This window comes from Brevibacterium sp. HMSC08F02, assembly GCF_001807555.1.
GTDB classification, from domain to species: domain Bacteria; phylum Actinomycetota; class Actinomycetes; order Actinomycetales; family Brevibacteriaceae; genus Brevibacterium; species Brevibacterium ravenspurgense.
Genome location: NZ_KV789342.1, coordinates 59,815 through 73,882, shown reverse-complemented (window position 1 = coordinate 73,882; position 14,068 = coordinate 59,815). Strand labels below are relative to the sequence as shown.

General features: G+C 63.0%; 14 protein-coding genes. 12 read left to right on the top strand and 2 right to left on the bottom strand.

Annotated elements, in window-relative coordinates; genetic code table 11:
• The 7 genes from infB to HMPREF3172_RS01030 form a co-directional block, all read left to right on the top strand.
• Positions 1 to 1,967: translation initiation factor IF-2 (gene infB, locus HMPREF3172_RS01060; RefSeq protein ID WP_083281343.1), on the top strand; the 1,967-nt coding region annotated here is incomplete at its 5' end.
• 23 nt (positions 1,968 to 1,990) lie between these two features.
• Positions 1,991 to 2,446: a 30S ribosome-binding factor RbfA gene (rbfA, locus tag HMPREF3172_RS01055; protein WP_019174862.1), complete on the top strand. Its 456-nt coding sequence runs from the start codon at positions 1,991 to 1,993 to the stop codon at positions 2,444 to 2,446.
• Positions 2,447 to 2,548: 102 nt separating this feature from the next.
• On the top strand, positions 2,549 to 3,397 hold the full coding sequence (locus HMPREF3172_RS01050; RefSeq protein ID WP_070514785.1) for a VldE C-terminal domain-containing protein: 849 nt from the start codon (positions 2,549 to 2,551) through the stop codon (positions 3,395 to 3,397).
• The gene (gene truB, locus HMPREF3172_RS01045; RefSeq protein ID WP_070514784.1) at positions 3,394 to 4,326 is read left to right on the top strand and encodes a tRNA pseudouridine(55) synthase TruB; all 933 of its coding nucleotides are present in this window, start codon (positions 3,394 to 3,396) and stop codon (positions 4,324 to 4,326) included. The genes HMPREF3172_RS01050 and truB overlap by 4 nt, the downstream gene beginning before the upstream one ends.
• Positions 4,327 to 4,393: 67 nt before the next feature.
• A complete protein-coding gene (locus tag HMPREF3172_RS01040; protein ID WP_070514782.1) occupies positions 4,394 to 4,975 on the top strand; it encodes a hypothetical protein in 582 nt (193 codons plus the stop codon).
• Positions 4,968 to 5,372 (top strand): hypothetical protein, encoded by a 405-nt coding sequence (locus HMPREF3172_RS01035; RefSeq protein ID WP_062019530.1) that lies wholly within the window; start codon positions 4,968 to 4,970, stop codon positions 5,370 to 5,372. The genes HMPREF3172_RS01040 and HMPREF3172_RS01035 overlap by 8 nt, the downstream gene beginning before the upstream one ends.
• Positions 5,373 to 5,396: 24 nt before the next feature.
• Positions 5,397 to 6,380, top strand: coding sequence for a bifunctional riboflavin kinase/FAD synthetase (locus HMPREF3172_RS01030; protein WP_083281342.1), 984 nt, complete (start codon positions 5,397 to 5,399; stop codon positions 6,378 to 6,380).
• Here the strand turns inward: HMPREF3172_RS01030 and mtnN are convergent.
• Positions 6,309 to 7,052 carry a 5'-methylthioadenosine/S-adenosylhomocysteine nucleosidase gene (gene mtnN, locus HMPREF3172_RS01025; RefSeq protein ID WP_070514780.1) on the bottom strand — a complete coding sequence of 248 codons (744 nt, stop codon included), beginning with the start codon at positions 7,050 to 7,052 and terminating at the stop codon, positions 6,309 to 6,311. The genes HMPREF3172_RS01030 and mtnN overlap by 72 nt on opposite strands.
• Positions 7,052 to 7,510 (bottom strand): S-ribosylhomocysteine lyase, encoded by a 459-nt coding sequence (locus HMPREF3172_RS01020; RefSeq protein WP_070427845.1) that lies wholly within the window; start codon positions 7,508 to 7,510, stop codon positions 7,052 to 7,054. Before HMPREF3172_RS01020 ends, mtnN begins: the two co-directional genes overlap by 1 nt.
• A gap of 124 nt (positions 7,511 to 7,634) precedes the next feature.
• Between HMPREF3172_RS01020 and rpsO the strand changes: the two genes are divergently transcribed.
• The 5 genes from rpsO (at position 7,635) to HMPREF3172_RS00995 (ending at position 14,053) form a co-directional block, all read left to right on the top strand.
• Positions 7,635 to 7,904 carry a 30S ribosomal protein S15 gene (gene rpsO / locus HMPREF3172_RS01015; RefSeq protein WP_019174870.1) on the top strand — a complete coding sequence of 90 codons (270 nt, stop codon included), beginning with the start codon at positions 7,635 to 7,637 and terminating at the stop codon, positions 7,902 to 7,904.
• Between the two features lie 192 nt (positions 7,905 to 8,096).
• Positions 8,097 to 10,310: a polyribonucleotide nucleotidyltransferase gene (locus tag HMPREF3172_RS01010; protein ID WP_070424558.1), complete on the top strand. Its 2,214-nt coding sequence runs from the start codon at positions 8,097 to 8,099 to the stop codon at positions 10,308 to 10,310.
• Between the two features lie 8 nt (positions 10,311 to 10,318).
• Complete coding sequence (locus tag HMPREF3172_RS01005) at positions 10,319 to 11,614, top strand: M16 family metallopeptidase (protein ID WP_070514778.1); 1,296 nt, start codon at positions 10,319 to 10,321, stop codon at positions 11,612 to 11,614.
• Between the two features lie 58 nt (positions 11,615 to 11,672).
• Complete coding sequence (locus HMPREF3172_RS01000) at positions 11,673 to 13,298, top strand: thiamine pyrophosphate-binding protein (protein ID WP_070514777.1); 1,626 nt, start codon at positions 11,673 to 11,675, stop codon at positions 13,296 to 13,298.
• Between the two features lie 128 nt (positions 13,299 to 13,426).
• The gene (locus tag HMPREF3172_RS00995; protein WP_061943511.1) at positions 13,427 to 14,053 is read left to right on the top strand and encodes a superoxide dismutase; all 627 of its coding nucleotides are present in this window, start codon (positions 13,427 to 13,429) and stop codon (positions 14,051 to 14,053) included.
• Positions 14,054 to 14,068: the final 15 nt, after the last annotated feature.

Sequence of the window (14,068 nt, the reverse complement as noted above, 5' to 3'; positions counted from 1 at the left end):
GTCGTCGCGGTCCCGGTCGCGGCGGCACACAGGGTGCTTTCGGACGCGGCGGACCTTCCGGTCGCCGTCGCAAGTCCAAGAGGGCAAAGCGTCAGGAAATGGAGGAAATGCAGGCACCGTCGGTCGGCGGTGTCAAGGTTCCTCGCGGTGACGGCTCGACGCCGCTGCGCCTGCGCCGCGGTGCTTCGCTGGCGGACTTCGCCGAGCGGATCGAAACCGACCCCACAAACCTGGTGACAATCCTGTTCCACCTGGGCGAAATGGCGACGATTACGCAGTCGCTGGACGAAGACACGTTCAAGGTGCTGGGCGAAGAGCTCGGCTACAAGATCGAAATCGTGTCGCCCGAAGACGAAGACCGCGAACTGCTCGAAAGCTTCGGCTACGACCTCGAAGCCGAAGAGCTCGAAGACGAAGACGACGACCTCCTGCAGCCGCGCCCGCCGGTCGTCACCGTCATGGGTCACGTCGACCACGGTAAGACCCGCACGCTGGACGCTATCCGCAAGACCAACGTCATCGACCGCGAATCCGGCGGCATCACCCAGCACATCGGTGCTTACCAGGTGACGGTCGACCACGAAGGCGAAGAGCGCAAGATGACCTTCCTCGACACCCCGGGTCACGAAGCCTTCACGGCTATGCGTGCTCGCGGTGCGAAGGCCACCGACGTCGCAGTCCTCGTCGTGGCAGCCGATGACGGCGTCATGCCGCAGACGATTGAAGCGCTCAACCACGCGCAGTCTGCCGGCGTGCCGATCGTCGTGGCGGTCAACAAGGTCGACAAGCCCGAAGCCAACCCGGACAAGGTCATGCAGCAGCTGACCGAGTACAACCTCATCGCCGAAGAGTATGGCGGTGACACGATGTTCGTGAAGATCTCGGCTAAGCAGGGCACGGGCATTGACGAACTGCTCGAATCCGTTCTGCTGACCACCGATGCGGCACTTGACCTGCAGGCCAACCCTGACCGCGAAGCCCGCGGTGTCGCAATCGAAGCGAAGCTCGACCGCGGTCGCGGTGCAGTTGCGACCGTGCTGGTCGACTCTGGAACGCTGCGACAGGGCGACGCGATTGTCTGCGGTTCCAGCCACGGACGCGTTCGCGCCATGTTCGACGAAAACGGCAACACGGTCGAAGAAGCCGGCCCGTCGCGCCCCGTGCAGGTGCTCGGCCTGTCGAGCGTGCCGCGCGCTGGCGATTCCTTCATGGTCGTCAGCGACGACCGCACCGCCCGTCAGATCGCCGAGAAGCGCGATGCTCTTGAACGCAACGCGGCAGCCGCGCGCAGCCGCAAGCGCATCAGCCTCGAAGACTTCACGAAGGCAATCGAAGAGGGCAAGATCGACATGCTCAACCTCATCCTCAAGGGTGATGTGTCGGGTGCTGTCGAAGCCCTCGAAGACTCGCTGCTCAACATCGAAGTCGGCGACGGCGACGAAGTCGGCCTGCGAATCATTCACCGTGGTGTTGGTGCGATCACCGAGAACGACATCAACCTCGCAACTGTTGACAACGCAATCGTCATCGGCTTCAACGTCCGTCCCGAGGCCAACGCTCGCGACCTCGCGGATGCCGAAGGCGTCGACGTTCGCTACTACTCGGTGATCTACGACGCGATCGACGACATCGAAGCAGCGCTTAAGGGCATGCTCAAGCCGGAATACGAAGAGGTGCACATCGGATCGGCCGAGATCCGCGAAGTGTTCCGCTCGTCGAAGTTCGGCAACATCGCCGGTTCGATCGTTCGCGACGGTGTGATCAAGCGCAATGCCAAGGTTCGCCTGACCCGCGACGGTGTCGTCATCGGCGACAACCTCGCAGTCGAATCGCTGCGCCGCTTCAAGGACGACGTCACGGAAGTCCGCGACGGCTACGAATGCGGTATCGGCCTGGGCAAGTTCAATGACATTCGCGAAGGCGACATCCTCGAAGCCTTCGAGATGCAGGAAAAGCCCCGCGACTGAGGCTCGAGTAAGGAGACTCTGACATGAGCGATCCCACACGCGCACGCAAGATTGCCGACAGGATCAAGGTCATCGTGGCCGAAACCCTCGAAAAGCGAGTCAAGGACCCGCGGCTGGGCTTCATCACGATCACCGATGTTCGGGTGACCGGCGACCTGCAGAACGCAACTGTGTTCTACACGGTCTTCGGTGACGACGAACAGCTGGCCTCAACTCAGGCGGCGCTGGAATCGGCACGCGGTCTCATCCGCTCCGAAGTGGGCAAGGGCCTGGGCATCCGACTGACCCCGACTCTTGAGTTCACGGCGGACGCTGTACCGCAGGCGGCTGAGGACATCGAAAACCTCCTGGCGAAGGCCCAGGCGCGCGATGCTGAAATCGCGGCAGCATCCAAGGGAGCGGTTCCGGCAGGGGACGAAGACCCCTACCGGAAGCCCAGGGAACGAAAGCCGAACGAGGACTTCGATTTCGACGCCTGATCGGATGTGACGAAACTCGTAGGGGGCGGCTTTGCATTGTGCACAGCCGCCCCCTATGCTTTATAAAGCTTCGGTAACGTTCATTAAGGATTGGAAACATCAGTGGGTAGACACTCAGCACCTAAGAAGAGCGCTTTCGCTGACGTCGCTGATCTTCTTGGAGCGCTTCGCCCGTCGAAGCCCGGCCGCCGTTCGGCCCGCCGCGACGCAGAAACCCTGACCTCCACGGGGATCCTCGCGAAGGTTAACCGCCGCCCGGTTCTTTCGGCTATTGCCGTCCCCGTTGCAGCAAGTGCTGCAATTGCAACATCGGCCGCCGTTATGACCAACAACGGCGCAGGCGAAGATGACACCGCAGCTTTCGCGTCGAAGCTCGCCCCGGAGGCCGACGTCGTTTCGTCCAAGGCTCCCAAGGACGCCGAAAAGTCGGTCAAGGCCGGCGCGGTCTCTCTTGCCGAACCTGTTGAGGAAAACACCGACGGTTCGGCCGGTTCCGGTGCAGCGTCCTCGAACGGCTCCGCATCCGGCGCTTCCGGCAGCAGCTCCTCGTCTGACAGCAAGTCCTCTTCTGCTGGTGCCGCAGCGGCTTCGGGCAATGTGTCCGGCGCAAAGTGCTCGGTGTCCTCGTCTATTGAAAGCGGGCTCACCCCCAACGCGATTTCCGCTTACCGTGCGGTCTGCGCCCAGTTCCCGCAGGTGAAGTCCTATGGCGGCCGCCGCAATGACCCCGGTTCGGATCACCACACGGGCAACGCCGTCGACGTTATGATCACCGGTTCGACCGGCGACGCCATTTCGAACTACCTGATCAAGAACTCCTCGAAGCTCAACATCAAGTACATCATCTGGGAACAGCGAATCTGGATGCCCGGACGCGGTTGGAAGCAGATGGAAAACCGCGGAAGCGCGACCGCGAACCACTTTGACCACGTCCACATTTCTGTGAAGTGACGAAATCTTCTTCTGGTCCCACCGGGCTTCTGCTGATAGACAAGCCCGGTGGGATCACCAGTCACGACGCCGTTTCGCGCACCCGTCGCTGGTACGGCACCCGCAAGGTGGGGCACGCCGGCACCCTTGACCCCATGGCAACGGGCCTTCTTGTGCTTGGTCTGGGGCAGGGGACCAAGCTTCTGACCTACGTGGTCGGGGCTGATAAAACCTACACCGCCACCATGCGCTTGGGCTCGTCAACGCCCAGTGACGATGCGGACTCATCGCCCGATCGTTTCGCCGACCCGGCCGTTTTGGCGGGGCTGACCGAAGCTGAGATTCGGGAAGCCGTGGCAAAGCAGACAGGCAGCATTGAGCAGGTGCCGTCGGCTGTTTCTGCCGTGAAGATCGAAGGCAAAAAGGCCTATGAGCTTGTGCGCGCCGGTGAAGACGTCCAGCTCAAACCCCGTTCGGTGACTGTTTCTCGCTTCGACATTCACGATATTCGCCGTGCTGAATCGCATATCGACGTCGATATCTCTGTCGACTGCTCCACCGGCACCTACATCCGCGCCCTGGCTCGTGACATCGGCGAAGACCTCGGTGTGTACGGGCACCTGACCGCTCTGCGCCGGACCCGTATCGGTCCTTTTTCCGTTGATGACGCCCACGAGCTTCCAGAGCGGGGCCAGGTTGACGAGGTGCCGCCCGCTGAGCTGATCGGCCTCGGTTCGGGTGCGGCTGGTCTCATGCCCGCGGTGAAGGTCGATACGCAGGTTGCGCGTGGTCTTCTGCAGGGGCGGTTTCTGCCTATTCCCGAGGCCGATCCGAGCGCCGACAGGTGTGCGGCAATTGCCGACGGCAGGCTCGTGGGTGTTGTCGAGCCGCGGCACGGTGCGTGGAAGATTGCGGTGGGCACCACCTCGCTCGAAGATTACAAGCAGTAATCACTTGTAAAATAAAAAACAAGTCATTTTGCTTGTTCGCACGCTGCTTTGCTGAAATACTGTCTCTATGTTCGTCATCAACGCCGATCAGCGTGATTCGCGCAGTGAACCCGACCGAGTGCCGGCCTTGTTGGCCGCTGCGTCGGAGTGTTCAGCTGTCCTGCCTTTTGAACGGACAGTGGGGGATGAGGTGCAGGGCGTGTTCGCCACCGGGGCGGATGTGCTTGCTGCACTCGAGGTTATTCTCCGCAGCGGGCGTTGGTCTGTCGGAATCGGCATCGGTTCCGCCGAGCTTGCAGAAACACCTTCGGCCTCAAGGGGTGATGCGTTTCTCGCCGCCCGCTGCGCCGTTGAGACCGCCAAGAACCGATGGCAGGAAATCGCTGTGCGCTCACCTGCCGGGCCCGTAGAGCCGGCCCAAACGCTTGCCGGCTTCACAGCGCACTGGATCGAGAAGGCAAGCGACAGGCAGTGGGAAGTTCTTTCCTTGGCCCGCAATCACACTCAGCGCCAGGTGGCCGAACAGCTGCAGATCTCGCAGCAGGCGGTGTCTGACTCGCTGCGGGCATCCAAGGCCGCGGCCGTTGAAGAGGGAGTCACGCAGCTGGAGCTGCTGCTCAACGAGGAGAACGGGCGCCACGATGCTTGAACTGGTGGCTGCTTTGGCCGCTGGACTCGCGGCCTCACTGATCGGCTGGCCCGTGACGTCCCTCATTCTGCGAGCCGCCGCGAGCAGGCGGGAAAAGCCGGCGTTGGACATCAAACAGGAGCCTGCGGTGCAGGACGCCCCCGCTATCGACTCTCCGGGTCTGCTCCGCGGGGGACTGTGGATCGGTCTGCTCGAAAGGTTCACTGCGGCGGTTGCCATTGCGCTGGGACAGCCCGAAGTTCTCGCCGTCATCGTCGCGCTCAAAGGGCTCGGACGCTTTCCTGAGCTGCGTGCGTCCCGCGCGGCGGGGGAGAGGTTCATCATCGGCAGCCTTGCGTCGCTGGCAGTGGCCGGTGTGCTGGGTGAAGCAGCCCGGTTTCTTGTGCGCTACGCTTAGCCCGTCCCAAACATAAGGAGCGTCGTGGAGATTTTCCGGTCGACAGCAGAGTTCGCTGCCGGGCCTAAGCGTCTGCAGACGGCCAACGCCGTGACGATCGGCAATTTCGACGGTGTTCACCGCGGCCACCGGCTGGTGCTGGGTGAACTCGTTGCCACGGCGAAACGACTCGCAGTTCCCGCCGTCGTTCTGACTTTCGATCCTCACCCGGCGGCCGTGCACAGTCCCGAGCACGCCCCGAAGCTCATCATGGGACTCGACGAGAAGCTCGACAAGATCGCCGAAACCGGCGTCGATGCCGTTCTCGTTCAGCACTACACCCTCGACTTCGCGCAGGCGAGCCCAGAGGAGTTCATCCGCGATTACCTCGTGGGCCACATGCGCGCCAGTGCGGTTGTCGTCGGCAGCGATGTCCGCTTCGGCCGAGGAAACTCCGGAGATCTCAATACTCTGCGCACCTATGGCAGGGAATGCGGAATCGACACCGTCATCGGCCTTGACGACCTCGGCGACGACGGCGGACGCTACTCATCGACAGAAGTCCGCTCGCTCATCGACGCTGGTGATGTCACGGCGGCAGCCCACATCCTGGGGGAACCCCATTCGGTGACGGGAACGGTCGTCCACGGCAACGCCCGGGGACGCGAACTCGGCTTCCCGACTGCCAACCTCGGATTGGTCGACGGCATGACTCCGGCCGACGGCGTGTACGCCGGCTGGACTCGCTTCAACGGCGGAGAGCGCCTGCCCACGGCAATATCCGTGGGCTCTAACCCCACGTTCTACGGTGATGACCGGCGCGTGGAAGCGCACATCATCGGTGTCGACTTTGCAGACCTCGATGTCTACGGGGACGAGGCTGAAGTCGAATTCACCCACCGCATTCGCGGCCAGGTCGTCTTCAACGGCCTCGACCAGCTGATTGAGCAGATCGCCCTAGACGTCCGCGACATCTGCGCCGCCCTGGGCATTGAATGCCCGCAGCAGTCCGAGGGTCGCCTCGGCTGACATTTCGGCAGCCTCGTCGAGGCTGAGTGAAAAGTCATCGCCGGCCTTCGGGCCGCACAGGTCTGAGATCGCGCGCACTGCACCGAACGGAACGCCGAAGGTGTGGGCCGTCTGTGCGATGGCCGCGGTTTCCATGTCCGTGCTCAGTGCCGCGGGGAACGTCTGCCGCATGTGGCCGATGTTGGCCTCCGTGATGAACGATGCGCCTGACAGGGCCTCGCCGAACTTCACCCGGGTATTCTCTGCGGCCCACTGCCGCCCAGCGGCAAGCAGTCGGGCGTCTGCAGGGTAGGCGGCGGGCATGTCCGGCACCTGGCCGGGTTCGTAGCCGAATGCGGTGGCATCGGAGTCGTGGAAGCGCACGCTGTCGGCAATCACCACATCGGCAATTGCGATGTCCTCTCCGGCGCCGCCGGCTGACCCTGCGGAAATGACGGCGCGCGGTTCGTACAGCATGGCTGCCTGTGTTGTTGCGGTGCTTGCGTTCGCTAGGCCGATTCCGCTGCGAATGAGAACAGCGGGTCCGAAGTCGAACTCCAGTCGGTGAAAATCTGCCGGGCCGAGTGTCCGCAGGTGCTCACGGCTTTCGGCTGAGGCCAAGAAGGGTGCGGCCTCCTGGTCCATCGCCACCTGGATGGCAACGGGGCCGCTGGGCAGCTGGCCGGGGGCCATCAGGCGAACACCTGATCCCATTCGCCGCGCTTGGCGAGGAAGTCGCGCACAGCGGTCTTAGCGCCTTCAAGGGAGTGGCTTGCCGCCCAGCCGCACTGCGTTTCATTTGCGGCGGGAACAGCTTCGGCTTTCAGGAGGTCGTTGAAGGCCTTTTCCAGGATCGGCAGGAACTCTGCCGGTTCGATGCCGTTGGTCAGAGCGTAGAAGCCGGTCTGGCAGCCCATGGGGGAGAAGTCGACGAGGCCGTCGGTGTGGTTGCGCATGTGGTGTGCCGTCATGTGCTCAATGGAGTGGATGGCGGCCATGTCGAGGTGTTCTTTGTTGGGCTGGCAGAATCGGACGTCGTACTTGATGAGTTCGACTCCGCCGGGGAACTCCGTGCGGTCGGCAACGCGCACATAGGGTGCGGCGACAGCTGTGTGATCGAGGCTGAAGGATTCTACGTTTGTGGTGTCCATGGCTCGATTATCGCAGAGGGGTGCGGGCGTGTTAAGGTGGTCTCTGCCGTTTTGCCGGCCGCGGTCTGATAGGGCATTCGCACCAGGCGAGTGCGCCGCGCAGCGATTTCTGAAGGAGAACCGCATGGCACTTGACAAGTCCGTTAAGCAGGAAATCATCAAGGAATACGCGACCCACGAAGGCGACACCGGTTCCCCGGAAGTTCAGATCGCCGTCATGAGCCGCCGTATCAAGGACCTCACCGAACACTTCAAGGAGCACAAGCACGACCACCACTCGCGTCGCGGTCTGCTCCTGCTGGTCGGTCAGCGTCGTCGTATGCTCAAGTACCTCGCTGAAACCGACATTGAGCGCTACCGTGCGCTCATCGCGAAGCTCGGTCTTCGCCGCTGATCATCTGATCTTCACTCAACGGCCCGCCTGCATCCCGCAGGCGGGCCGTTGTGCTTGATACACTGAGCGGTGTCCAAGCCCGCATTCTGCCGGTGATCGACAGTGGCCTCCGCAACAGAGAGTGTGCGTGGGCTTCGATCGAGCACCGGGTGCGGGGACGCTTTCAGTCATCCCCTATGAACGGAGACTCTTTTGGGTATTCACCCTTATTCCTCAGTTGCCCACATTGACAATGGGCGCTTCGGTTCGCACACGGTGCGCTTCGAAACGGGCCGTCTGGCCAAGCAGGCCAGCGGTTCGGCCGTTGCCTACCTCGACGACGACACCATGCTGCTGTCGACCACGACCGCCAGCAAGAACCCGCGCGAAGGCTTTGACTTCTTCCCGCTGACCGTCGACGTCGAAGAGCGCCAGTACGCCGCCGGCAAGATCCCCGGTTCGTTCTTCCGCCGCGAAGGCCGTCCCACCACCGACGCGATCCTCGCGTGCCGTCTGATTGACCGCCCGCTGCGCCCGTCCTTCGTCAAGGGCCTGCGCAACGAAGTCCAGGTGGTCGTCACGGTCATGTCGATCAACCCCGACCACATCTACGACACCCTGGCCATCAACGCGGCCTCCATGTCCACCCAGCTGGGCGGACTGCCGTTCTCCGGCCCCATCGGCGGTGTGCGCATTGCGCTCATCGAAGACCAGTGGGTTGCGTTCCCCAACCACTCGCAGCTGAAGGACGCTGTCTTCAACATGGCTGTTGCCGGTCGCGTGGTCGACGGCGACGTGGCCATCATGATGGTCGAAGCCGAAGCCGGCGAACAGGCCTGGGACCTTATCAAGGCCGGTGGCCAGAAGCCCACGGAAGAAGTTGTGGCAGCCGGTCTGGAAGCCGCTAAGCCCTTCATCCGCGAACTTGTTCGCGCACAGGAAGAACTCGCTGAAAAGGCCGCCAAGCCGGTTGCCGAGTTCCCCATCTTCAAGGCCTACGAAGACGACGTCTACGACGCTGTGAAGGAAGCCGCCTACGACAGGCAGGCCAAGAACTTCCAGATCGCCGACAAGCAGGAGCGCGAAGCCGCAGCTGACGCTCTGCTGGACGACCTCTACGAACAGCTGGGCGAAAAGTTCGAAGGCCGCGAAGCTGAAATCGCAGGCGCCCTCAACGCGATTACGAAGGACATCATCCGCCAGCGCATCCTCACCGAGCAGGTGCGCATCGACGGTCGTGGTCTGAAGGACATCCGTCCGCTGTCGGCCAATGTTGATGTTCTGCCTCGCGTGCACGGTTCGGCACTGTTTGAGCGCGGCGAAACCCAGATCCTCGGGGTTTCGACCCTCAACATGCTCAAGATGGAGCAGCAGATCGACTCGCTGGCGCCGGAAACCTCCAAGCGCTACATGCACCACTACAACTTCCCGCCGTACTCGACCGGTGAAACCGGCCGCGTCGGAAGCCCCAAGCGCCGCGAAATCGGCCACGGTGCTCTCGCAGAGCGGGCTCTTGTGCCGGTTCTGCCCAGCCGCGAGGAGTTCCCGTACGCCATCCGTCAGGTGTCGGAGGCTCTCGGCTCGAACGGCTCGACCTCGATGGGCTCGGTCTGTGCTTCGACCCTGTCGCTGCAGGCAGCCGGTGTGCCGCTGCGCGCACCCGTGGCAGGCATCGCCATGGGCCTGGTTTCGGACATCATCGAAACCGAATCGGGCCCGCAGCGCGCCTACGCCGCACTGACCGACATCCTCGGCGCTGAAGACGCCTTCGGCGACATGGACTTCAAGGTTGCCGGAACCGAAGACTTCATCACCGCCATCCAGCTGGACACCAAGCTTGACGGCCTGCCGGCCTCCGTGCTCGGTGCCGCGCTGAAGCAGGCCAAGGAAGCCCGCCACGCGATCCTCGATGTCATGAGCGAAGCCATCGACGGACCGGCTGCCGAAATGGCTCCGACTGCTCCGCGCATCCTGTCGGTTGTCATCCCGGTGGACAAGATCGGCGAGGTCATCGGCCCCAAGGGCAAGATGATCAACCAGATCCAGGAAGACACCGGCGCGGAGATCTCGGTCGAAGACGACGGCACCGTTCTGATCGGCTCAACCGACGGCCCGTCTGCTGAAGCTGCTCGCGACGCCATCAACGCGATCGCCAACCCGCAGGTTCCGGAAGTCGGCGAGCGCTACCTGGGCACCGTTGTGAAGCTCATGAGCTTCGGCGCCTTCGTGTCGCTCAGCCCCGGCAAGGACGGGCTGCTGCACATCTCCGAGCTGCGCAAGCTCAACGGCGGCAAGCGCGTTGACGACGTCGAAGACGTTGTCGGCGTGGGTCAGCCCATCCAGGTTGAGATCTCGAAGATCGACGACCGCGGCAAGCTGTCGCTGGTTCCGGTTGTCGACGAAGAGCAGTCGTCCGACGAAGACTGACCTCACCCTTGACTGAACCTCTTCACCGGGAGGACAGTGCGGTAGCCCGCACTGTCCTCCCGTCTGGTATTCGCATCATCACCGAAACGATGCCGGGCTTGGGCTCGGAGACCTTCGGCATCTGGATCGGCTCGGGCTCACGCAGCGAAACCGACGACACGGCCGGCTCCACCCACTTCCTTGAGCACATGCTGTTCAAGGGAACCCGGCAGCGCACCGCGAAGGACATCGCGCGGGAATTCGACAGGCTCGGCGGGGAAGCCAACGCGGTGACCGCAAAGGAGTACACCGCCTACTACGCCCGCTGCCTCATCGACGACCTCGATCGCGCTGCCGAAGTGCTGTGCGACATGGTGTTCAATTCGCTTCTGGACCCGGTGGAGTTCGAACGCGAACGCAAAGTCATCATCGACGAACTCGCGATGGCTGCCGACGACCCTGTCGACGTTCTCTACGAACACTACGATTCGATCATCTACCGCGGTTCCGGCCTGGGCCGTCCCGTGGGCGCCACAAAGCAGCGCATCGCGCAGCTGGACCACAGCGAACTCATCGACCACTACGCGTACGCCTACACGGGACCGCGGATCGTCATTGCGGCCGCCGGGGGAGCGGAACACGAAGCTGTTGTCGAGGCGTGCCGGCGCGCAGCCGAGCACCTGCCTGATGAGGTGGGTGGCACCTCGTCCCCGGTTGGCGACACCTCGAGTGCCACAGTCGAACCGGCTCCCGTGTTCCACGCTGCGCGCGGCGGACTGGTCAAACCGACCGAACAGCAGGTGCTGCTCACGGGTGTCCAAGGCCTGCACCTGGGGCACCCGGACCGCTTCACGCTTGCAGTCCTGCAGATGCTTCTGGGCGGCGGAATGTCCTCGCGCCTGTTCCAGAGCATCCGTGAGGATCGCGGCCTGGCCTATTCGGTGCACTGCGCGGGCTCTCAGTTCAGCGACATCGGCGACTTCGGCATCTATGCCGGGTGCGCGCCGGAAGATGCGCCGGAGGTTCTGCGGCTCATCCGTGCGGAGTGCGCAGAACTGGCCGAAAACGGACCGACCCCTGCCGAGGTGGCAGACACTGCCTCTGCGAGTGCGGCTTCCGCTGTGCTCGCCATGGAGAGCTCCGCGGTTCGGATGAACCGTTTGGGCCGCAGCGAACTGACCGGCCAGCCGCTTCTGACGACTGACGAAATCGTCGAACGGACCCGCTCCGTCACCCCAGAAGATGTGCGGGAGCTTGCCGCACGCCTGTTCGGACAGGAATGGGCCATGGCCACCGTAGGCCCACGGGACGACCTGGACTTCTGACAACCCAACCCACTGACTGCATTCTGTGTACTCGACGCCACCGAGCGAAAGGACCACGATGAACACCACCGGCGGACGCCAGCTTGCCGCGGCACTCAAAGCGCACGGCATTGAACAGGTGTACGGCATTCCCGGCACGCACAATCTTGAAATCTTCGCGGGTCTGCACAGCGAGGGGATTCGCGTCATCACACCCCGGCACGAACAGGGCGGAGGCTATGCGGCCGATGGTTCTGCGCGTGTTTCTGGCAAACCATCCGTGCTCATCACAACGACCGGCCCGGCTGCACTCAATGCGGCCGCAGCCATGCTGCAGGCGCATTCAGACTCCGTGCCGGTGCTGCTGATCAGCCCGGGTGTTCCCGTGCGTCACCCGGGTCTGGGCAATGGCCTTCTGCACGAGGTCCGCTCACAGTCGGGTGTTTTTGACTCCATTGTCGAATCGTCGGTTCGGGTGACTGCGCCAAGCGAGATCCCGCAAGCGGTCGCTCACGCGTTCGCGACGATGACGACGGGTCGCAACAAGCCCGTCTACCTGGAAATCCCACTGGACGTCATCGAAGAGGAGGGCCCGCACACACCGGTGCTGCCGGTGTCCACAGATGTCCGGCTGCCGCTGGACGAGACTGTTCTGGAATCTGCGGCCCAGGCTCTTCGCTCTGCGAAGAAGCCGCTGCTCATTGCCGGGGGAGGCTCCCGAGGCGCCGGTCGGGCCACAGCGCAGCTCGCGGAGGTTCTGGGCGCCCCTATTGTCGAAACGACCGCTGGAATGGGTGTTCTCGAATCGCCCAACCGGGTTGGCGCCATCGGCGGTCTGGCGGCATTCCACACCCTGCTGGGGCAGGCGGACGCGCTCATCGCAATCGGCACAGAGCTTGCCCCGAGTGAGTTCTGGGACCCCGGTATGCGGCTGCCCGAAACAATTGTTCGCATCGATATCGACCAGCGCGCCATGATCACAAACGCCTCGCCTTCGCATCCGCTGTTGGCCCGTGCTGAGGATGCGGTTGAAGCACTGGTTGCGAAGCTCGGCGGGCAGCGTGCCGAAGGTGAACTATGGTCGGCTCCGCTGGCTGAGGAAATCGAAGCTGAACGCGCTGAATGGCACAAGCCGTTTAAAGCCCTGACCGAAGCCATCAACACACACCGGAAGACGATTGACGGCCCGCTGACGCTCGTGGGTGATTCGTCGATGTCCTGCTACTACGGCCTGCAGCTGGGAGTTCAGCTGCGTGAGGGTGACCGCTACCTGTACCCGGCCGGCGGCGGCACACTCGGCTACAGCCTGCCGGCGGGCATCGGCGCGAAGTTCGCCCGCCCCGACGAAGACGTCATCGCAGTTGCCGGTGACGGCGGATCGATGTTCACCATCCAGGAGCTCATGGCCGCGGTAGAGCACCAGCTGGCCGTGTCGTTCATCATTGTGGACAACGGCGGCTACGGCGAGATCGCCCGCGAAATGCTCGAACGCGGCGACGAACCGACAGCCGTGGCACTGGGACGTCCGGACTTCGTCGCGCTGGCGCGCTCGCTTGGCATGGAGGCGCAGAAAGTCACGGATGCAGCTGAGCTGGCAGCCGGTCTTGCCGAGGCGCGCAAGGCGCAGGCACCGCGCCTGTTCCTTATGGGCGAACATTCGCCGACGGCCGAATACCTGGTCAACAACCCGCAGTTCGGCAAATGAGCACAGCCGGGATGCCCGGCCATCTGGAATAACGGGCTGGGCATCCCCCGTTGTAGCCGGTGACGAGCTTCGATAGGCTCGAAAGCGATAGCGACAGACGTCGCTCATTGACTTCTTAGGAGGAAGACATGACCGTCAAGTACGATCTTCCCGACCTTTCCTACGACTACGCAGCTCTGGAGCCGCACATCTCGGCCCAGATCATGGAACTGCACCACAGCAAGCACCACCAGACCTACGTCAACGGTGTGAACACTGCTCTTGAACAGCAGGCTGAAGCACGCGACAAGGGTGACTTCGCAGCCGCAGCCAAGGCTTCGAAGGATCTCTCCTTCAACCTCGGCGGCCACGTCAACCACTCGATCTTCTGGAACAACATGTCCCCGGACGGCGGCGACAAGCCGACCGGCGAACTCGCTGCCGCTCTCGACGACGCCTTCGGCGACTTCGACAAGTTCCGCGGACACTTCGAAGCTGTTGCAACCAGCATCCAGGGCTCCGGCTGGGCTGTTCTCGGCTGGGACCTGCTGGGTCAGGCGCTCACCATCGAGCAGCTCTACGACCAGCAGGGCAACGTGCAGATGGGCTACGTCCCGCTGCTGCAGCTGGACATGTGGGAGCACGCCTTCTACCTCGACTACAAGAACGTCAAGGCTGACTATGTCAAGGCCTGGTGGAACGTTGTGAACTGGGAAGACGTCCAGGCTCGCTTCGAGCGCGCACGCAAGCAGGGCGAAGGCCTCCTGCTGGGCTGATAGCTCCAACACGCA

Bases quoted from the DNA above. Each gene is read 5' to 3' on its own strand.
- rbfA (WP_019174862.1), top strand. From the start codon at position 1,991: ATGAGCGATCCCACACGCGCACGCAAGATTGCCGACAGGATCAAGGTC.
- HMPREF3172_RS01040 (WP_070514782.1), top strand. From the start codon at position 4,394: ATGTTCGTCATCAACGCCGATCAGCGTGATTCGCGCAGTGAACCCGAC.
- HMPREF3172_RS01035 (WP_062019530.1), top strand. From the start codon at position 4,968: ATGCTTGAACTGGTGGCTGCTTTGGCCGCTGGACTCGCGGCCTCACTG.
- mtnN (WP_070514780.1), bottom strand. From the start codon at position 7,052: ATGGCCCCCGGCCAGCTGCCCAGCGGCCCCGTTGCCATCCAGGTGGCG.
- HMPREF3172_RS01020 (WP_070427845.1), bottom strand. From the start codon at position 7,510: ATGGACACCACAAACGTAGAATCCTTCAGCCTCGATCACACAGCTGTC.
- rpsO (WP_019174870.1), top strand. From the start codon at position 7,635: ATGGCACTTGACAAGTCCGTTAAGCAGGAAATCATCAAGGAATACGCG.
- HMPREF3172_RS01000 (WP_070514777.1), top strand. From the start codon at position 11,673: ATGAACACCACCGGCGGACGCCAGCTTGCCGCGGCACTCAAAGCGCAC.
- HMPREF3172_RS00995 (WP_061943511.1), top strand. From the start codon at position 13,427: ATGACCGTCAAGTACGATCTTCCCGACCTTTCCTACGACTACGCAGCT.